This is a genomic window from Gordonia sp. WA4-43 (assembly GCF_020520305.1).
GTDB classification, from domain to species: Bacteria; Actinomycetota; Actinomycetes; order Mycobacteriales; family Mycobacteriaceae; genus Gordonia; species Gordonia hongkongensis.
This window is the reverse complement of sequence record NZ_CP084736.1, coordinates 4,713,789-4,732,674: the sequence shown is the minus strand read 5'-3', so window position 1 is coordinate 4,732,674 and position 18,886 is coordinate 4,713,789. Positions and strand designations below refer to the sequence as shown.

Genomic DNA, 18,886 nt, shown 5'->3' with positions numbered 1-18,886 from the left:
TACCGGCTCGACTGTCAAGGGCACCGTCCGCCAGACAGCGGCCAACAGCAGGGGCCGGTGTGCCCGCTCACGGTCCGTCCCGGGTCAGGCGGCCGCCAATTGCGAACGGGGAGACAGACTGCTGAGCCACTTCGGAGTTCGCCACCCATCACCTCGCCCCCCGGGTCAAGGGGTAACGGTTACATCGGCTGCGCCCGCCGCACCTGGTCGGCGGCGCGGGCGGCGTCGAGTTCGACGTCGGTGCGCATGACCGCGGGGCCGACGCTCAGCGTCCCCGACGTCAGCGGTTGCGTCCGAAGTCCACCACGTCCGATCAGGGCTTTGCGCACCCCGTCCCCGGCAACGGTGTCCATCCACGAACACGGATGAGCAGGGCGTCCGCCGCGGAACCGGATCGGACCCGACCCGGTGTCCAGCTCGAACTCCCGTCCCCGCAAGGGATCGAGCTCGACACCGCGCACGACGACGTTGCGGCGGGCCAGAACAGGATCGGCGTCAGCCGCCGCCGCCATCCATGCTTCGAGCGCCAGAAACGTCACGGCCGCCTCGGTGTGGGCCCGGATTCCGTAGAAGCGATCACCACGAATCCCCTTGTCGGCGACGATCTCCACCGATTCGGGGGTACGGGTCTCGACCTCGTCGGCCGGGCCGTCCTTCGGTCTGCCGAAGTAGGCATGCTTCGGCGAGACGACGAAGGTGACTATCTCGCAGTGGTATTCGAACTCCATCAGACGCGTTCAGTATCCGGAGAACGAGTCGGTGTGGACACGCCACGGTCGGGATCGCGCCGTACCGTCGAGGCGGCGGACCGCCGCCGACGTCCGTTCGACGAACGCAGGCGTACCCGACACGTAGTAGTGGGCGCCGGCAGCGCTGGGACCGATGAGTTCGGCGAGCCGGGCGGGATCGTCGATCCCGTCGGCGAGTTCCGGCGCCTCGACAGTCGCAATGCGCGCGTTCGCGGCCCGGGCGCTCTCCAGGTCATCGGCGTGTACGGCACGCCGCTGATCCCGCAGCACGTGCGCGATGGTCAGGCCGGAGAGATCGTGGCCCGACTGCACCAGCTCCCGCACCATCGAGACGAACGGAGTGATCCCGATCCCGGAGGCGATCAACACCACCGATCCGGTCGCCGGAAACGACCGCGGCAGCACGAAGTCCCCACCGATCTCGTCGACGTAGACCCGGCGTACGCTGCCGTCGACCAGCGCTGCCTTGTAGGTCGACGGCGCCGCGGCGACGGTGAAGCCGAACTCCACCGGTTGCTGCCCGGGCGCGGACACGAACGAGAAGACCCGCCGCGAACCCGACCACAGCGGCGCCGACCACAGCGGCGCCGACCACCGCGGCACACTGACACTCGACCACTGCCCCGCCCGGAACACCGCTGCGCCACCGACCGGTTCACCGCGCACCGCGTAGGTTCGGTCGGCAACCGGGACGGTGACGACGTCGAGCGGCACCCGGCGCGCAGTGCCCGACACCAGTCGGACGAGGAACGCGTACAGGCATCCGACGAGCAACGCCACCTCGGGCACGAACGCCAACGTGTACGCGTCGGTGATCGCAATCGTGTACTGGCAGTGCATGAGCACACCGACCAACGCCGCGTACAACAGTCGGTGCAGCTCGGTGGCCGGCGACGTCAGCGGCTCGGGCAGCATGATCGCCGCCACGAACAGCATCGGACTCGACACCACCCATGTGGACAGATCCTGGCCGCCGCGTACCAGTTCGACGACCCCGATCGTGACAAGGGAGGCGCCGATGAACACCAGGGCCAGTCGCCACTCGCGGATCAACGTCACGACCACCGCACCGATCACGACCATCGGGACGAACAGCGGATCGGCGGCCACCCACCAGAACGGGAAGCTGATGCCCTCGAGACCGGCGTATGCCAGCGCGTAACAACCGACCGCACCCGCGACCGCGGGATTGACGATCAGCCGACGACGCCATGCGAGAACATATTTCGACGCCGCGGCGATGGCGGCGCCCACCGCGACGGTGGCGACGGCGGTGTCCTCCGAGCCGCCGGGCAGGACGAAGAACAGGATCAGTCCCGTGATCAGCCACGAATCCGAGTTCGGCGGCACCCGCAGCACGCCGGCGCAGACGTAGCTCACGACCCCGCTGACCCCGACCGCGACGACCAGCCACACCGCCAATTCGTCCGGACCGTAACCGAAGTCGGCATCGGTCGCCGAGACGACGAAAGCGACTGCGGCCAGCACCACCAGCCCGCAGAGCACCGCCCGATACGGGGTCAGGTGCCGCCGGGCCGCGTCGATCGGCGAGAGCAGCTGCGGCAGAAGCGTTGTCACAGGAACAACTCCAATCCGGGGATGGCGGTGTGTTCGACGCTCCCGTTGCGTCGGATGGTCACGTGATGAAATCCCTCACGGTGATGGTCAAAATCGCCGCGCAGGAACGCCGCAGGCGTGAAGAACAGCGCCGTCGCCAAGCCGTCGGCCTCCATCGCCGACGGCGCGATCACCCAGGTCGCCAGCACCTCCCGCGCGGGCGAGGCGGTACGCGGATCGACGATGTGGTGCCAGTCGGCCCACACCCGCCGATTGCTCGCCGAGGCGCAGACCGCGCCGCCGGCAACGGACACGACGCCGATCGCCTTCGTCGTGTCCAGCGGATGCTCCAGCGCCACCCGCAGTCCGCGGGAACGCGGCGATATCACCATGTCCCCACCTGCGTCGACCACGAAGTCGTCGACGTGGCCGCCGACGATCTCCGCCACCCGGTCGACCGCGAATCCCTTTCCGGCTGCGCCCACGTCGAGCAGAGCCGGTTCGCGAATCTCCAGCGCACCGACGTGCTCACCGATCACCGCCTCCCAGGCCGGCGCCGTCGGCACCCGCGCCGACGCGCGGAGCGTGTACGCCGCGTCGTAACCGGCCTCGGCGAGCGTGCGCCCCACCAACGGCGACACCGCGCCGCCGGTGAGGCCGTACAGACGGCGGTACCAGTCGACCAGCGGTTGGTCGGAGTCGGCGATCGGGTATCGCCCCGCCTCTCTGGCCATCTGCGCGACCGTCGAATCGTCCCGGAACCGTGACCAGGCCCGGTCGATCCGGTCGATCTCGGTGTTCACCGCGTCGACGACATCGGCGGGAAGTGTTTCCGGGGTGCTGATCGTCCACCGGGTGCCGATCGCATCGAACGCCCAGTGGTGCGCGGTGCCGACGGAGGTCAGGCCTGCGCCTCCTGTTTGATCTGTTCGATCGCCTCGTTGAAACCGCCGGAGGTGAGCGACGAGCCGGACACCTTGTCGACCTCGATCTCGTCGATGTTCTTGCCCACCACGACGTCGGAGATGCCGCCGGCGAACTTGCCCTGGTACTCGAGCGACGGGCCCTTGGTCTGGCTGGTGTCCACCGACACGGCGGTGATGACCGAGTTCGACAACGTGACGGTGACCCCGACGCTCTGCGGACCACCCGGCGAGATGTACTCACCGCGCGCCGTGTACTCGCCGTCCTCGTACTCGCCGGAGCCCGCGTCGGCGGCCTCGGTGGCAGCGGAGCTGCCCGTCGCGGCGCCGGTCGTCGTGCCGGTGGCCGAGTCGTCCGACCCGGAGTCCTCGGACGAGCATGCGCCCGCCACGAGTCCGACCACCGCCATCGCCGCGACCACCCCGCCGGTGCGGGCGAGGACGGACGATCCCCGCGGGCTGCGGGACGGGCGCGAAGAACGGGGGCCCGGTTCGGCGATCGTGCTCGGGTCGAGGGTCTCGGTTGGCTCTGGGGTGTGCGTCATGCGCCAATTGTGCCGATTGCGCGGCCATTGGTCCCGGCGACGGCCGCGGCGCGTTCCGAACGGTCTCAGCGTCCCGCGGCTGCGACCCTCGCCTGGATGGCGTCGACGAAGACGGTGCGGATGTCGGCCGCGTTCTCCGCGACGTAGGTGGTGCCACCCGTGGCCTCGGCGATCTGCTTCAGCGCATCGGAGTCGGCATCGTCGGAGATACCGATCGTCAGCACCAGCACCGGTCGTGCCGGATCCTCCAGGCGCTTCAGTTCGGCGAGCAGATTGTCGAGCGTGATGCTGTCCGGGTCCTCGTTCTGACCGTCGGTCATGATGATGACGCTGTTGGAGTAGTTCGGGTCGTAGGTGTCCTGCACCTTCTTGAATGCCGCGAGGGTCGTGTCGTAGAGACCCGTCCCGCCCCCGAGGTCCGACAACCCCTCTTCGACGGCCCGGCCGAGCGCGTCCCGATGCGTACCGCTTCCCGAGCGGGCATCGAGGCGGCGGATCGGGGCGAGCTCCTCCCAGTCCTGTCCGGGCCCGCCCTTGTTCACGCTGAACGCCCAGCCGCCGATCATCGTGTTGTTGGGGAAGAGCTTGAGTCCGGTCTGGGAGGCGTCGATGAGCAGGTCCGCCCGGGTGGTGCCGCCGGCCGGTGTCTCCATCGAGCCGGAGGTGTCCTGGACGACCAGCGAGCGGATCGGCACACCAAGTACCTGCCACTGCCGCAATGCCTTGTCGACGGACGACGGGTCGCGCAGCTCCAGTTCCTTGACCGGCTGACCGACACCGTTTCCGTCGGTGTCGCGGTATCCCGAGTCGGCCAGCGCTGCGCGACCGGCATCGGTGTTCAGCGCGGTGACGAGGGCCGCCCCGGCGTCGGCGGCCGCCTGCTGGCGCGCCGCGGGAGCCGTGTTGACCAGCGGATAGTCGAGCATGACCGTGCCCGCCGCGGGGATCGTCGACGTCAACTGCGAACCCTGGTGCGTGCGCATGAACAGATCGAACTGTTGCTCGGTGGTGACCACCGGGACGCCCGAGGTGTTGGCCAGGTTCAGACGCGTGCCCTCGTTGTCGTTGGCCAGGCGCGCATTGTTCTGCTGGATGGCGAGGATGGTCATCGCCTCGGTGAAGTCCTCGTCGGCGAGCTCGCCGGAGTCGACCGCGGCGAGAGCACCGATGATCGGGGCGTCGCCGGTGCTGGTGTCCACCGGGCTGCCGGTTCGCAGATCAGGCAACTTCATGACCTCGACCCAGGTGCCCAGCTCGGGTACGTCGGTGCCGGCGACGACGGTCGGGGTCGACGCGATCGACGGCGACACCATATCGAGGTCACGACGCACCTGGGTCGTCACCCGGCGAGCCTGCACCTGCGAGTCCGCGACCCAGAGGTCCGGAGCCGCTGCACCCTGGGTGAGCAGGCCGGGCACATCCGCACCCGCGGCCGTCTGCACGTCGTAGTCGAAACACGAGTCCGCGGACGCCTGCCGCGCCACCTCGCGCAGCGGACCGGTCATCGCCGAGTCCGACGCGACGGCGACCCGAGTCCGGTCCCCGCAGCCACCCGCACCCGTCTGCCAAATGATGACGCCGGTCACCAGGGCTACGACGACCAGCAGGACCGCACCCGCCCACAGCCATCCCCCGCGGCGGCCCCCATCGGTGTTGCGGTGCTCGAAGCCGAAGTCGTCATCGCTTCCCGACCGGGCATCGTTCGACCTGCCTCTGTCCGATGAAGTCTGGGCGCGTGGCGGAACCGCCCCACCCGACCGGTCGTTCCCGTTCCACTCGTTTCCGGCGCGATCGGCGCCGGAGCTGTGACGCCCCATTGTTCTTTTCCCGTTCCCCTCGTACGGCGGCGGTCTGCAGACCCGCCTCTCGCGTGGTCGCCGCACGACACATCGACGCATCGGCGGTCGCGGCCCGCGTGTTCACGCGTGGCTCAGCCGAACACCTCGCGGAATTTCAGCAGCGACTTACGCAGATCCCCCGACACCGCCATGGCCGCGGTCTTACCCACGGGCCCGATCAGCGGCAGCCCACCCAGATCAACAGTGAAGGTTACTTCCGATCCGCTGGAAGTGGGAGCGATGCCCAGATCCAGCTTCGCCTTGACCCCGCCTTTGCCGTTGCCCTTGAGGCGGACGTGCGAGACCGGCTCGAACTTCTCGACCACCCAGTCGAAGCGGACGCGGGTGCCTTTGACCCGCACGATCGAGGAGACCTCGGTGCCCTTGCGAAGGTCGGCGGACGCCGGGATCGGGCTGCGCCACGTCTCGTGGATCACCAGCCATTCGCTGTACCGCGAGAGATCCGATGCCGCGGCCCAGGTATCTTCCGGTGACAGATCAACGCCGATGGAGTCACTCGTCTTCGCCATGACCCAAGAGAGTAGTGCCCCCGCCTCCGCCGCCGAACAGGCACGTTCGCTGCTGGGCTCGCGGGTGACCGGGCACGGGGTGACGATCCGGCTGACCGAGGTCGAGGCGTACGCCGGTCCCGACGACCCGGCGTCGCATGCCTACACCCGAACCGCCCGCTCGGAGATCATGTACGGGCCCCCGGGACGGTTGTACGTCTATCGCATCCACGGCCACCATTGCGCGAACGTCGTCGTCGCCGGGCCGGGACCCGCTGCGGCGGTGTTGCTGCGCGCGGGCGCGGTGGTCGACGGCGTCGACCTCGCACGCGCCCGGCGCGGTGCGACGCGCTCGGGGCCGGTCCCCGACGCCAAGCTCGCCAGCGGGCCGGGCAACCTGTGCCGCGCCCTCGGGATCACGATGGCCGACCTCGACACCGATCTCGCCGACCCGTCGACCCCGGTCACCCTCGACCCCGGGGCACCGCTTCCGGGGGAACGCGTCGTCGCGGGGCCTCGGGTCGGGGTCCGCCGCGCTGCCGACCTGGCGTGGCGGTTCTGGATCGACGCCGAACCCACGGTGTCGGCGTATCGCCGACATCCGCGGGCGCAGCTCTGAGAACTACTCGGACTACCGCTGCGGGTGCTGCGGCTGCTGGGGGTCCTGCGGCCGGGGATTCTGGGGCTGCGGGCTCTGCTGACCCGGTAGCGGCTCCCCGGGGTTGGTGGGATTGGTCGGCGGAGTCTGTCCCGGATTTCCCTGTCCCGGCGCGCCGACGGCCTTGCGCACGGCATCCTGCGCCTTGTCCACCTGACCCGAGTACTTGTTCTTGGTGACCTTGTCGATGGCGTCGCCGCCTTTCTCGATCAGGCTCGGATTCTTCTGCAGCGTGGCCCTGGCCTTGTTGACGAGTCCCTTGAGATCCATGACGTCTCCTCTGATCGACGTGCCGGACACCTTCCGGCCACTTGCCGCAGATTCTATCGGTCGGACGTGAGCACCCCGCTGACCTGCGCTTCGTCCCCGTGCTGATCGTTGTCATGCGTGGCGACCCATCGGGGCGCCACCCGCGAGACGACCTCGACACACGCGATGCCGACCGCCGCCGAGAGCAGGGCCACCGTGTTCATCCCCCAGTTCGACGAGTCGAGCCGGAACAGGTCCTGGGTGAACGGCCACGCGAAGATCAGCACGTATGCGGCAGCGGAGACCGCGAGGAGCACCGCCTTCCACCAGTTGTACGGGCGGGCGACCACGGCGAGCACGTAGACCGCGACCGCGATCAGCGTCATCAGCGCCGCGGTGGCGGCCTGGGTCTGCGCCGGCGAGAGGTCGACCGCATCCCCGCCGACCTCGACCCCGGCGCCGCCGGGGTTGACGATCACGTAGGTCACGAAGGTGCACAGGCCGACGATGATGCCGTTGGGCACGGCGCTGAGCAGCACCCGCCGTACGAAACCACGCCGGGCCCGCTCGTTGTTGGGGGCCAGCGACAGCACGAACGCCGGGATGCCGATGGTGAACCACGCCGAGATGGTCACGTGGATCGGCTGGAACGGATAGCTGAGCGGGTCGGACCCGAACAGCGCGCCGAGGAGTCCGCCGACGCCGACGAACAGCGCGAGCAACACCGCATACACGGTCTTGGTCAGGAACAGGTTGGAGACGCGTTCGATGTTGCCGATCACACGCCGACCTTCGCCCACCACATACGGCAGGGTCGCGAACTTGTTGTCCAGCAACACGATCTGGGCCACCGACCGGGCGGCGGAGCTGCCCGAGCCCATCGCCACGCCGATGTCGGCGTCCTTGAGCGCGAGGACGTCGTTGACTCCGTCGCCGGTCATCGCGACGGTGTTGTCCCGCGATTGCAGCGCCTTCACCATGGCCCGCTTCTGATCCGGCCGGACCCGCCCGAACGTGACGCCCCGTTCGACGACGTCGGCGAGTTCGCCCGTCTCCGAGGGCAACTCGCGCGCGTCGACCGAGGACTCGGCCGATCCGAGCCCCAGCGACGCGGCGACCGCCCCCACCGACCGGGCGTTGTCCCCGGAGATGACCTTCACCGCGACATGCTGCTGGTCGAAGTACTCGATCGTGCCGCGCGCATCGGGCCGGACCCGTTGTTCGAGCACCACGAGTGCGACCGGGAAGACGGTCCCCGGTGCGACCTGACCCGGCGCGGGCTCGGTGTCGACGGGGACGTCGGTGCACGCCAGCAGCAGGACACGGAGTCCGGCGGCGCCGATGTCGGAGGCGAGACGGGCCGTCTCGCCCTGCGGGTCGAGCAGGACGTCGGGCGCACCGATGAGCCAGTGCCCGTCGTCGATCCCGGCGGTCGGGCCGGCCCCGCTCCCGCGGAACGACATCCCGCTCCACTTGGTGGCCGAGGTGAACGGTTTGATGGCCGTCACCGCCCAGTCGGGCGCGACCGGATGCGCCTCGGCGACCGCGATCATGCTGGCGTTGGGCCGCGGATCGTGTGCGGCGAGCGCGGCCAGCACCTGTCCCGCGGTCTCGGCGGGCACCGTTCCGAGGGAACGCACCTCGGCCAGCCGCATCCCGTTCTCGGTCAGGGTGCCGGTCTTGTCCGCACAGACCACATTGACGCGCGCGAGCCCTTCGATGGCCGGGAGTTCGTTCACCAGACACTGTCGCTGACCCAGCCGCACCACACCCACCGCGAAGGCGATCGAGGTCATCAGGACGAGCCCCTCGGGCACCATCGGCACCAGCGCGGCGACCATGCCGAGCAGGGACCGCCGCAACCCGTTGTCGCTGACGAAGAGTTGGTTGACGATGGTCAGGACGCCGGCGGGGATCAGCAACCAGGTGATCACCCGCAGGATCTGGTCGATGCCGGAGCGCAACTCGGAGGAGACCAGCGTGAACTTCGACGCCTCGGCCGCGAGCTGGGCCGCGTAGGCATCGGCGCCGACCTTGGTGGCGCGGTACGCGCCACCGCCGGCGACCACGAAGCTGCCCGACAGCACCGCGTCTCCCGGGTCCTTGTCGATCGGGTCGGCCTCGCCGGTGAGCAGTGACTCGTCGACGTCGAGGGCGATGGCCTCGACGACCTCGCCGTCGACGACGATCTGATCGCCGGCACCGATCTCGATGATGTCGTCGAGCACCACCTCGTCCGGCGGTACCTCGGTGACCTCGCCATCGCGCCGGACCCGGGGTCGGGTCTGGCCGACGATCGCGAGCTTGTCGAGCGTCCGCTTGGCCCGGACCTCCTGGATGATGCCGATCCCGGAATTGGCGATGATCAGCAGTCCGAACAGGCCGTTGATGAGCGATCCGGTGAACACCACGATCGCGAACAGCACCCCGAGAATCGCGTTGATCCGGGTGAAGACATTCGCGCGGACGATGTCGGCCACACTGCGGCCGGACCGGTCGGGCAGCGCGTTGACCTGGCCGGCCGCGACCCGCTGCGCCACCTCGGTCGCGGTCAGGCCGGCGTCCGCGATCTCCGTGGGCGAGCTCACGCCGAAGCCTCCCACCAATTGGGTTGTGCCACACCGCTACCGGTCCGCGTTGTCAGGTCGATCGAACCGCCCGGTTGCGGCACCAGGATCGTCGGCTTGTCCGGCCCGGCGTCCGCCTGCAACCGCGCGATGGGCTCCCCCCAGGGATGGCGCGCGAGGTTGAACGTGCCCCAGTGGATCGGGATGAAGACCGAGTCGGATCCCGTACCGGGCGAGACCATCCGGTGGATCGACAGGGCCTCCTCGGGGTTCACGTGGATGTCCGGCCACATCACGTCGTAGGCTCCGACGGCGATGAGGGTGAGGTCGAACGGGCCGAGTCGGTCGCCGACATCGGCGAAGCGCTCGCTGTGGCCGGTGTCCCCGGAGAAGAAGACCTTGTGCTCCCGTCCGGTGATCGCCCAGCTGCCCCACTGGGTGAGGTTCCGCTCCAGCCACCGCCCCGAGAAGTGTCGCGCCGGACCGCAGGTGAACCGCAGCTCGCCCGCGCCGGTCGGCACCACCACCTCATCCCACCAATCCGCCTGCCGGATGCGATCTTCCGCGATCCCCCAGGAGGCCAGGTGCGCGCCGACCCCGATCGTCGTGACGAACACCGCGTCGGGCTGGGTGTCGGCGATCGTGACGACGGTGTCCATGTCGAGATGGTCGTAGTGGTCGTGACTGATCAGGACGACGTCGAGTGGCGGCAACTGTGACGGCGCCAGTGGGGCGGAGTGCATGCGTCCGGGCCCGACGAGTTGGCTGGGCGAGCAGCGGCGGCTGAGGACCGGATCGGTGATGACCCGCGCGCCGTCGATGTCGACGACGGCGGTGGCGTGGCCGAGCCAGGTGACGGCGAGGTCGCCGGGGGCCTCGAAGCGTGGGACCGTCACCATGACCGGTCGGCGCGGCCGGCCGGGCCGCCGGGCCATGTCGGTGAGGACCTGCAGGCTCGGATCGGCGATCGACGGGGGTTCCGGGTTGACGAAGGCGCCGTTCCGCAGATGCGGGCTCCGCCGCACGTGCGGCGCTATCTGGTCGCGGGAGGCGCCCAGCGCGCGGGCGGGACCGAGTCCCTCGGCGGCGAGCCGCGCCACGACGGCGTCGGACACCGCCACTCCCGCCGAACCCGCACGCGCGAGGACGTCGCGGCGCAGGTCGTTGGTGCCTTTTCTACCGGTCGTGGAGGTCACGTTCACACAGTAGTGCGTTCGGTGGCGTCACCCCGGGCAGACGGCGGTCGCGCCGTGCGGCGCACGCCTCCCGACCGTCGCCGGTGTGATCTGCGATTTCTTCCGGGTGAACGGCATTATGCGCCTCACCGGCACTGATAGGCTGCGGCGTATTGTCCACCCGAGCATGCGCCGGCGCATGTGGTCAGGAAGATACCGCAGTGGCACGGATGTCCGTCGACCAACGTCGAAGCGCGCTTCTCGAATCGGCGTACCGTGTGATCGCCGACCATGGGGTCGAGGGCGCGACCACGCGTCGCATCTGCGCCCACGCCGGCATGCCGCTCGCAAGTTTCCACTATGCCTTCGAGAGTCGCACCGCACTGTTGTGTGCGGTCATGGAGACGGCGGTCCCCACCGACATCGAGCGCATGCTGCACGCGGTGCTGCCCGCCGCCGACTACGGACCCGAGCCGGGCGTGGAGACGATGCGGTCGAGCATGGTGAGCCAGTTCCACGCGTTCTACGACCTGCTCAAAGCCGATCCCGGCCGGATGCAGGCGACCATCGCACTCGGCATCTACGCGCACAATCACCCGGAGCTGCAGCAGGTCGGCAAACACATGTACGAGCAGCTCTACCGGGTGGCCTCGGCCGGACTGCAGTCGATGGCCGACCTGACGCCCATGGAATGGATGACGCCGGTCGAGGACCTCGGTCCGCTGATCATCGCGGCGACGAACTCGATCACGCTCGTCTACCTCAGCACCGCCGACGACAAGGTCGTCGACGCGATCATCCGCTCGATCACCGATCAGCTCATGACCCATGTCAGCTTCGGGTGAGGCGCCCGACGCGGCACCGGTGACGCCGACGCCCGCGCCGTGGCTGAGTGATCCCGAATCCTATTGGGCGGCAATTGATCAAGCGGTCGCCGCCGCGGGACTCGACGCACCGGTCCTCGCACTCGACCGGGCCGCCCTGGAGCACAACGTCGCCGATCTCACGCGTCGGTCGGCGGGTGTCCCGATCCGCCTGGCCACGAAATCCGTCCGTGTCCGCTCGGTCATCGACGACATCACCGCGCGCGCCGGTTTCGCGGGGGTGCTCGCCTACGACGTCGCCGAGGCACACTGGCTCGCCACGACCTCGGGGATCGACGACGTGCTGATGGGATACCCCAGTGTGCGGCGGGATGCACTGGCGGCCTTGGCCGCCGACGAGGTCGCGACCCGTCGGGTGAGCGTGCTCGTCGATTCCGTCGACCAACTCGACCTCATCGACGCCGTCGTGCCTCCGTCCGCCCGGCCGCCGATCCGCGTCGCGATCGACCTCGACGCGTCGTACCGTCTACTGGGCGGGCGGGTGCACATCGGGGTTCGCCGCTCGCCGGTGCACTCCCGTCGTGACGCACTGGAGCTGGCACGGATCATCGTGGCACGGGCCGGCTTCGATCTCGTCGGGGTCATGTCCTACGAGGCACAGGTGGCCGGGGTGGCCGATGCGGCGCCCGGTAAGGCGTTGGCCAACCGGGCGATTCGCGCGATGCAACGACGTTCGATGGCCGAGTTGCGCCGTCGCCGCGGCAAGGTGATCGACGACGTGCGCCGGATCGCCGACCTGGAGTTCGTCAACGGAGGCGGCACCGGTTCCCTCGAGGAGACCGCGCGCGACCGCTCGGTCACCGACATCGCCGCGGGCAGCGGCCTGTTCGGCGGCCACCTGTTCGACGGGTACGCGCGGTTCCGTCCCGCCCCCGCGCTGTCCTTCGGTCTCGACGTCGTCCGCCGCCCGGCGCCCGGCGTCGTGACCTGCGCGGGCGGCGGTTGGATCGCGTCCGGCCCGCCCGCTGCCGACCGGTTGCCCACACCCGTGTGGCCGCACGGACTCACCTACGTCGGTACCGAGGCCGCCGGCGAGGTGCAGACCCCGCTGCGAGGTGCGGTCGCGGACGAGATCGACGTCGGGAGTCGGGTGTGGTTCCGGCACACCAAGTCCGGCGAGGTGTGCGAACGAGCGCGCGAGGTCGCGATCATCGGCCGCGACGACGCCGGGCACGCGGTGGTCGATGAGGTCGTACCGACCTACCGAGGAGAGGGCAGGTGCTTCCTGTGAGCAGGACCGCTGAGCGTTCGGCGCCCGGCTGGCGCAACTGGGGCGGCACCGCGGCCTGCACGCCGAACCGGGTGCGGCACCCGGCGAGTGCCGCCGAGATCGCCGACATCGTCCGGGAGACGGCCGCGCGCGGCGGCACGGTGAAGACCGTCGGCGCGGGACACAGCTTCTCCCCCATCGCCGTGGCCGACGACGTTCAACTCGACCTGTCGCGCCTGCGTGGTCTGGTCGCGGTCGACGGCCATCGAGTGACCGTGCGCGCCGGCACGCACCTGCACGAGATCCCGGGGATCCTGGCACCTTTCGGACTCGCGATGACCAATCTCGGCGACGTCGATCGTCAGACGATCGCCGGCGCCACCTCGACCGGAACCCACGGCACCGGGCTCGCCTTCGGCGGCATCAGCACCCAGATCGTCGGCGCGACCATCGTCACCGGCTCCGGCGAGATCGTCACCGTGACCGCCGACGACGCCGACATGCAGGCCGTCGCACTCGGCCTCGGCGCGCTCGGGGTCGTTGTGGAACTGACCATCGACTGTGTCGACGAGTTCCGGCTGCACGCGGTCGAGGGTCCCGAGACGGCCGATGCGGCGATCGCCGCCTTCCACGAGCGCGTCGCGACCACCGACCACCACGAGTTCTACCTGTTCCCGCACACCAATTGCGCTCTGGTGAAGACGAACACGCGGGTCGGTCCCGACGCCCCGGTCACCGGGCCGTCGCGCGTCAAGCGCTACATCGACGACGAACTGTTGAGCAACAAGGCCCTTCGTCTGCTGTGCGAGATCGGTGCGCGCGCGCCGCGATTGGTGCCGACGATCAACGGGGTCACCGGTCGCGCGCTCTCCGCACGAGAGTTCACCGACTCCTCCACCGGGGTCTTCGTCTCCGACCGCGACGTCCGGTTCCGCGAGATGGAGTACGCCGTCGACCTCGAGGCCGTGCCGGAGGCGCTGCGCGAGGTCCGCGCCCTCCTCGACCGGCGCGACCACCTCGTCAGCTTCCCCATCGAGGTCCGCGCCGCCGCGGCCGATGACCTCATGCTCTCCACCGCCTCCGGACGCACCAGCGGCTACATCGCCGTACACCGTTATCACCGCGACGATCCCGCCGACTCCGATGCCTACTTCGCCGACGTCGAAGCCATCCTCACCGGTCTCGGCGGCCGGCCCCACTGGGGCAAGATGCACACCCGCGACGCCGAGTATCTACGCGGCGTCTATCCACGGTTCGACGAATTCCGTTCCGTCCGGGACCGATACGACCCGTCCCGCGTGTTCGCCAACGACTACCTGCGGCGGGTGCTGGGCGACTAGCGCCCGGCTTCAGCACTCCACCACGCTGAGCGGATCTCGGCCAGTGCACCGGCGGCCATCGCCGCCGCGGAACCCACCTCGCCCTGGCAACCCACGTCGGCACCCGAGATCGACGCCCCCGATTTGATGAGCCCGCCGATCGCACCCGCGGCCAACAGGAACCGGACGGTCACGTCGTCGGGAGCCGTAGCCGAATGGTACGTCCGTACCGACCGACGGATTGTCGGACTCGTCGTCGGTCACGACGAAACCGCCGCCGACCGAGTAATACCGTTCAGCAGGCAGTCGCGCACCGCCCCGGGTGGATGCCCGCAGTTCCATCGCGTTCGGGTGCCGCGGACGGATGACCCGCGGATGGCAACCGATGTCGTTCGCGCTGAACGGCAACTCGACCAGCCCGCCGAGTCGAATTCGCCCGGTGCGTTCCATGTCGGCGATCCGCGCCGCCTTCGTCTCGGAGCTGATGCTCTCGGGCTCGTGGCCCTCCAGACCCAGCAGCACCGCGGTCAGCGTGCCGTGTCCCGCTCCGGTGGCGGCCAGTGATCCGTAGAGGTCGACCTCGAGACGCGTCACCTCGAGGAGGTCTCCCGTCCGCGCCAGGCCGGCCACGAATCGCTGGGCGGCACGCATCGGCCCGACGGTGTGCGAACTCGACGGTCCGACGCCGACGGAGAACAGTTCGAAGACGCAGACGGTCATGATGCGACCCCTGTCGGGTAGAGCGGCCGAGCCTGGCTCTCGACGGTCCCTCGACGCCTGTGTGGCTCGTGGAGAAACGGTCGCACGTCCCGCTTGACACCGCAAGACCCGAGACGCACACTTGTTGCATAGCATGCGCATCGTTGCGTATGACGCAACAAATCAACAGTCCCCCAGCTTGGCCCGGCCGAATCCACGTTCCGTCCGACTGTCTCGAGATCGACTGCAATGCAGTTGATCTCGATGTAACCGCCATCCCGACAGATCCGTCACCGACCGTGCAGAGAGGCCCGCACTGCTGATGACTGCACCATTCGTCGCGCATGCCGCCACCAGGGCACCGGAAACCGGCACCCGCGCTCTGATCGCCGACCGCCGCGCAGGCGAGAGCCTGCCGGCGGAGTTCTATGTGAGCCGGGAGTTCTTCGACCTCGATGTCAACGAGATCTTCTCTCGGTCATGGATTTTCGTGGCCACCGAAGCCGAGATCACCGATCCCGGTGACTATGTCACCATCACCTTCTCGACCCGGTCGGTCATCGTCGTCCGAGACGACGACGGCCGGGTCCGGGCCCACCACAACGTGTGTCGGCATCGAGGGGCCCGCCTGCTCACCGAGCCCAGCGGATCGACCGGGACCCTGGTGTGCACCTACCACTCGTGGACCTACGGGATGGACGGGCGCCTCGAGTTCGCCGATGACCAGGCGCCCGGCTTCGACAAGTCCTGTTACTCGCTGCGCTCGGTACATGTCCGCACGATCGGCGGCCTGGTGTTCATCTGCCTGGCCGACGACCCGCCGGCCGACATCGACGAGGTCGCCGCCGTCGTCGAGCCCTATCTGACGCCACACCGTCTCGCCGAGGCCAAGGTGGCCAAACAGGTCGACATCGTCGAAGACGGCAACTGGAAACTGACGATGGAGAACAACCGCGAGTGCTACCACTGCGGTGGCCATCCGGAACTCCTCAACGTGTTCTTCCCGACCTGGGGATACAGCGACACCGACGCCATCCCCAGCCGGTTGGCGCCGGCGTTCGACCGGTTCCACCGCGCCACCGCGGAACAGACCGAGATCTGGGACCGGCATGGCCTACCCCACACCCGGGTCGTAGAACTCGACACGCGCGCAACAGGGTTCCACATCGAGCGCGACGCACTCGACCTCGCCGGCGAGTCGTTCACCCTCGACGGCTCCGCGGCCTGCGGCCGCCTCCTCACCGACATCCCCGACGCGCGACTCGGCCGGCTGTCGATGCACCTGCAGCCCAACATGTGGCTGCACGTGACGAGCGACCACGCCGTGCTCTTCGCGGTCATCCCGGTCTCCGCCGATCAGACCCTGGTGCGCACCACCTGGCTCGTCCATCGTGACGCCGTGGAGGGCGTCGACTATGACCTCGACCAGCTCACCGGGGTCTGGGAGAAGACGAATCAGCAGGACGCCGACCTCGTTGCGCTCGCGCACAGCGGCATCAGCGATCCCGCTTACGTTCCCGGCCCTTACAGTACGTCGGAGATCCAGGTCGAGGCCTTCGTCAACTGGTATGTCACGATGCTGCGCCGCCGACTCGACATCCCGGCCGCCGACGGCCCTTTCGACGCGGCGGGAGCCTGAGAGCGACCATGGCCGACAACATCTTCCTCCAGTGCGTGTCCCGCACCGACACCACCCGGGACATGGCGACGTTCACCTTCCGGGTCGCGGGCGGGTCGCCGTCGCGCTCCGCTGCCGGGGATCCGGCCGGCGACCCGGACGACCACCGGACCTTCGTCTTCGCCCCCGGTCAGTTCCTGGCGATGACCGTGGAGATCGACGGCCGGCCCGTCCAGCGCTGCTACAGCATCTCCTCACCCCCGACCCGGCCGGGGGGCCTGTCGATCTCGGTGAAACGCGTGGCCGGTGGTCACGTCTCGAACTGGTTGCACGACAACATGGTCGAAGGCATGATGATCACCGCCTCCGGACCGCTGGGTCGATTCACCTACACCGCTCGTCCGGCCGAGAAGTACCTGTTCGTCTCGGCCGGGAGTGGCATCACGCCGGTGATGTCCATGCTTCGATCGGTCACCGACAGCGAGTCCCCGCTCGACATCGCCTTCGTGCACAGTGCGCGCAATGTCGACGACATCCCATTCCGGGACGAACTCGAGGAACTCGCCCGCCGGCACCCGAACGTGACACTCGCGTTCGCGGCGACGCGCATGGCCGCCGGCGACTTCCCCGACTGGACCGGACACCGCGGGCGCATCGACCGCGCGATGCTCGAACGGGTCTGCCCCGACCTCGGTGACCGCGAGGTGTTTCTCTGCGGCCCCGGGCGTTTTCGCAGCGAGGTGCGCGGCGCACTGGTGTCGGCCGGCTCGGCTCTCGCTCGGATCCACGAGGAGAGCTTCGGGTTCAGCCTGCCCACCGATGACGAGTCGGAGTCCGACACCGGCGTGGTCGTCGCTTTCTCCCGACGCGCCCGGCGGGTCACCGTGGGTCCCGGCACCACGATCCTCGCCGCCGCCGCCAAAGCGGGCGTCACCCTGCCATCGACGTGTGGTGTGGGCCTGTGCGGTTCCTGCAAGGTCCGCAAGGTCTCCGGCGACGTGGTCATGAACCACCAGGGCGGTATCCGGCCACGAGAGATCGCGCAGGGCAAGATCCTGCTCTGCTGCGCCGAACCCCTGTCCCCGGTCGTGATCGATTTCTGAGGGAGACCCGACGATGACAAGCCAGAAGACACCGCGTCCCGCGGGCACGGCGCCCCCGGGCGCCCACCTCCCCCACCACCCCGAGTTCCTCTGGCGCGCACCCGAACCCAAGTCCTCCTACGATGTCGTCATCGTGGGAGGCGGCGGCCACGGTCTCGCCACGGCCCACTACCTCGCCCGCGTCCACGGCATCACCGATGTCGCCGTCCTGGAACGGGGTTGGCTGGCCGGCGGCAACATGGCGCGCAACACCACCCTGATCCGATCCAACTATCTCTGGGACGAGAGCGCCGGGATCTACGAGCACTCGCTGAAGCTGTGGGAGGGTCTCGAGGACGAGCTCGGATACCCCATCCTCTTCAGTCAGCGCGGCGTACTCAACCTCGCCCACACCGAACAGGATGTGCGCGACAGCATCCGGCGGGTGGAGGCCAATCGGCTGAACGGCATCGATGCCGAATGGCTGGATCCCAAGCAGGTCGCGGAGGTGTGCCCGATCGTCAACACCTCCTCCGACATCCGTTATCCGGTGCTGGGCGCGACCTTTCAACCCCGTGGCGGCATCGCCAAACACGACTACGTCGCCTGGGGTTTCGCCCGCAGCGCCAGCGATGCGGGCGTCGACATCATCCAGAACTGCGAGGTCACCGGGTTCGTCACCGACGGCGACCGGGTGGTCGGCGTCGAGACCACCCGCGGCCGCATCGCTGCGGGCACCGTCGCGCTGTGCGCCGCCGGACACACCTCGACGCTCACCGACCAGCTCGGTTTCCGGGTTCCGATCCAGAGTCATCCGCTGCAGGCCCTGGTGTCCGAACTCCTCGAGCCCATCCACCCGACCGTGGTGATGTCGAACGCGGTGCATGTCTACGTGTCCCAGGCCCACAAGGGTGAGCTGGTGATGGGCGCCGGGGTCGACTCCTACAACGGATACGGGCAGCGCGGCGCCTTCCACATCATCGAGCGTCAGATGGCTGCCGCGGTGGAGCTGTTCCCGGTGTTCGGGCGGGCCCGCCTCCTGCGGACATGGGGCGGGATCGTCGACGTCACCCCCGACGCCTCACCCATCGTCGGTGCCACCCCGTACGAGAACCTCTACCTCAACTGTGGTTGGGGCACCGGCGGATTCAAGGCGACCCCGGGCGTCGGTTGGGCGCTGGCGCACACGATCGCCACCGGCAGCCCGCACGCCGTCAACGCACCGTTCACCCTCGACCGGTTCGTCACCGGCCGCCTCATCGACGAGCACGGCGCGGCCGCCGTCGCCCACTGAACCAGCCACC

General features: G+C 69.0%; 17 protein-coding genes and 1 pseudogene. 7 read left to right on the top strand and 11 right to left on the bottom strand.

All coding sequences use genetic code 11. From position 1 onward, the window contains the following. Window positions 1-179: 179 nt before the first annotated feature. The 6 genes from LEL84_RS21420 to LEL84_RS21395 all read right to left on the bottom strand — a co-directional run bounded on the left by LEL84_RS21420 (window position 180) and on the right by LEL84_RS21395 (window position 6,142). On the bottom strand, window positions 180-728 hold the full coding sequence (locus LEL84_RS21420) for a molybdenum cofactor biosysynthesis protein (protein ID WP_068972031.1): 549 nt from the start codon (window positions 726-728) through the stop codon (window positions 180-182). Between the two features lie 9 nt (window positions 729-737). Beyond that, window positions 738-2,327 (bottom strand): FAD-dependent oxidoreductase, encoded by a 1,590-nt coding sequence (locus LEL84_RS21415; protein WP_226512733.1) that lies wholly within the window; start codon window positions 2,325-2,327, stop codon window positions 738-740. After that, the gene (locus LEL84_RS21410) at window positions 2,324-3,169 is read right to left on the bottom strand and encodes an FAD:protein FMN transferase (RefSeq protein WP_078113428.1); all 846 of its coding nucleotides are present in this window, start codon (window positions 3,167-3,169) and stop codon (window positions 2,324-2,326) included. Before LEL84_RS21410 ends, LEL84_RS21415 begins: the two co-directional genes overlap by 4 nt. 38 nt (window positions 3,170-3,207) lie before the next feature. Beyond that, entirely contained in the window at window positions 3,208-3,774 is a 567-nt protein-coding gene (locus LEL84_RS21405; RefSeq protein WP_137810899.1) for an FMN-binding protein, read from the bottom strand. Between the two features lie 65 nt (window positions 3,775-3,839). Beyond that, window positions 3,840-5,591: a substrate-binding domain-containing protein gene (locus LEL84_RS21400; RefSeq protein WP_058251573.1), complete on the bottom strand. Its 1,752-nt coding sequence runs from the start codon at window positions 5,589-5,591 to the stop codon at window positions 3,840-3,842. A gap of 113 nt (window positions 5,592-5,704) precedes the next feature. Then, window positions 5,705-6,142 (bottom strand): SRPBCC family protein, encoded by a 438-nt coding sequence (locus LEL84_RS21395; protein WP_058251681.1) that lies wholly within the window; start codon window positions 6,140-6,142, stop codon window positions 5,705-5,707. Here LEL84_RS21395 and LEL84_RS21390 point away from each other — a divergent pair. Beyond that, a complete protein-coding gene (locus LEL84_RS21390; protein ID WP_068972049.1) occupies window positions 6,120-6,740 on the top strand; it encodes a DNA-3-methyladenine glycosylase in 621 nt (206 codons plus the stop codon). The two genes, LEL84_RS21395 and LEL84_RS21390, sit on opposite strands and share 23 nt — an antisense overlap. 12 nt (window positions 6,741-6,752) lie before the next feature. Here the strand turns inward: LEL84_RS21390 and LEL84_RS21385 are convergent, their stop codons facing one another. Genes LEL84_RS21385 through LEL84_RS21375 form a run of 3 tightly spaced genes read right to left on the bottom strand, consistent with a single transcriptional unit; the run spans window position 6,753 to window position 10,797 of the window. Further along, a complete protein-coding gene (locus LEL84_RS21385) occupies window positions 6,753-7,049 on the bottom strand; it encodes an antitoxin (protein ID WP_068972033.1) in 297 nt (98 codons plus the stop codon). Between the two features lie 53 nt (window positions 7,050-7,102). Next, window positions 7,103-9,616, bottom strand: coding sequence for an HAD-IC family P-type ATPase (locus tag LEL84_RS21380; protein ID WP_068972050.1), 2,514 nt, complete (start codon window positions 9,614-9,616; stop codon window positions 7,103-7,105). Next, on the bottom strand, window positions 9,613-10,797 hold the full coding sequence (locus LEL84_RS21375; protein WP_165630381.1) for an MBL fold metallo-hydrolase: 1,185 nt from the start codon (window positions 10,795-10,797) through the stop codon (window positions 9,613-9,615). The genes LEL84_RS21380 and LEL84_RS21375 overlap by 4 nt, the downstream gene beginning before the upstream one ends. 194 nt (window positions 10,798-10,991) lie before the next feature. Between LEL84_RS21375 and LEL84_RS21370 the strand changes: the two genes are divergently transcribed. From LEL84_RS21370 to LEL84_RS21360, 3 genes are read left to right on the top strand one after another with little or no spacing between them, the layout of a single operon-like run. Continuing rightward, window positions 10,992-11,615 carry a TetR/AcrR family transcriptional regulator gene (locus LEL84_RS21370; RefSeq protein ID WP_165630382.1) on the top strand — a complete coding sequence of 208 codons (624 nt, stop codon included), beginning with the start codon at window positions 10,992-10,994 and terminating at the stop codon, window positions 11,613-11,615. After that, window positions 11,599-12,885 carry an alanine racemase gene (locus tag LEL84_RS21365; RefSeq protein ID WP_226512732.1) on the top strand — a complete coding sequence of 429 codons (1,287 nt, stop codon included), beginning with the start codon at window positions 11,599-11,601 and terminating at the stop codon, window positions 12,883-12,885. Before LEL84_RS21370 ends, LEL84_RS21365 begins: the two co-directional genes overlap by 17 nt. Then, window positions 12,882-14,204 (top strand): D-arabinono-1,4-lactone oxidase, encoded by a 1,323-nt coding sequence (locus LEL84_RS21360; protein ID WP_413466886.1) that lies wholly within the window; start codon window positions 12,882-12,884, stop codon window positions 14,202-14,204. The genes LEL84_RS21365 and LEL84_RS21360 overlap by 4 nt, the downstream gene beginning before the upstream one ends. Here LEL84_RS21360 and LEL84_RS21355 read toward each other — a convergent pair. Both LEL84_RS21355 and LEL84_RS21350 read right to left on the bottom strand, forming a co-directional pair. Further along, the gene (locus LEL84_RS21355) at window positions 14,201-14,377 is read right to left on the bottom strand and encodes an L-serine ammonia-lyase, iron-sulfur-dependent, subunit alpha (RefSeq protein WP_223259019.1); all 177 of its coding nucleotides are present in this window, start codon (window positions 14,375-14,377) and stop codon (window positions 14,201-14,203) included. The two genes, LEL84_RS21360 and LEL84_RS21355, sit on opposite strands and share 4 nt — an antisense overlap. Window positions 14,378-14,495: 118 nt before the next feature. Beyond that, a pseudogene (locus LEL84_RS21350) lies at window positions 14,496-14,834 on the bottom strand (serine dehydratase beta chain); the annotation flags it as partial. 370 nt (window positions 14,835-15,204) lie between these two features. Here LEL84_RS21350 and LEL84_RS21345 point away from each other — a divergent pair. The 3 genes from LEL84_RS21345 to LEL84_RS21335 are packed head-to-tail and all read left to right on the top strand — an operon-like array spanning window position 15,205 to window position 18,876. Further along, complete coding sequence (locus LEL84_RS21345; RefSeq protein WP_226512731.1) at window positions 15,205-16,521, top strand: aromatic ring-hydroxylating oxygenase subunit alpha; 1,317 nt, start codon at window positions 15,205-15,207, stop codon at window positions 16,519-16,521. Window positions 16,522-16,529: 8 nt separating this feature from the next. Continuing rightward, the gene (locus tag LEL84_RS21340; protein WP_226512730.1) at window positions 16,530-17,603 is read left to right on the top strand and encodes a hybrid-cluster NAD(P)-dependent oxidoreductase; all 1,074 of its coding nucleotides are present in this window, start codon (window positions 16,530-16,532) and stop codon (window positions 17,601-17,603) included. Window positions 17,604-17,616: 13 nt separating this feature from the next. After that, window positions 17,617-18,876, top strand: a complete 1,260-nt coding sequence (locus LEL84_RS21335) for a sarcosine oxidase subunit beta family protein (protein ID WP_226512729.1) — start codon at window positions 17,617-17,619, stop codon at window positions 18,874-18,876. Window positions 18,877-18,886 lie beyond the last annotated feature (10 nt).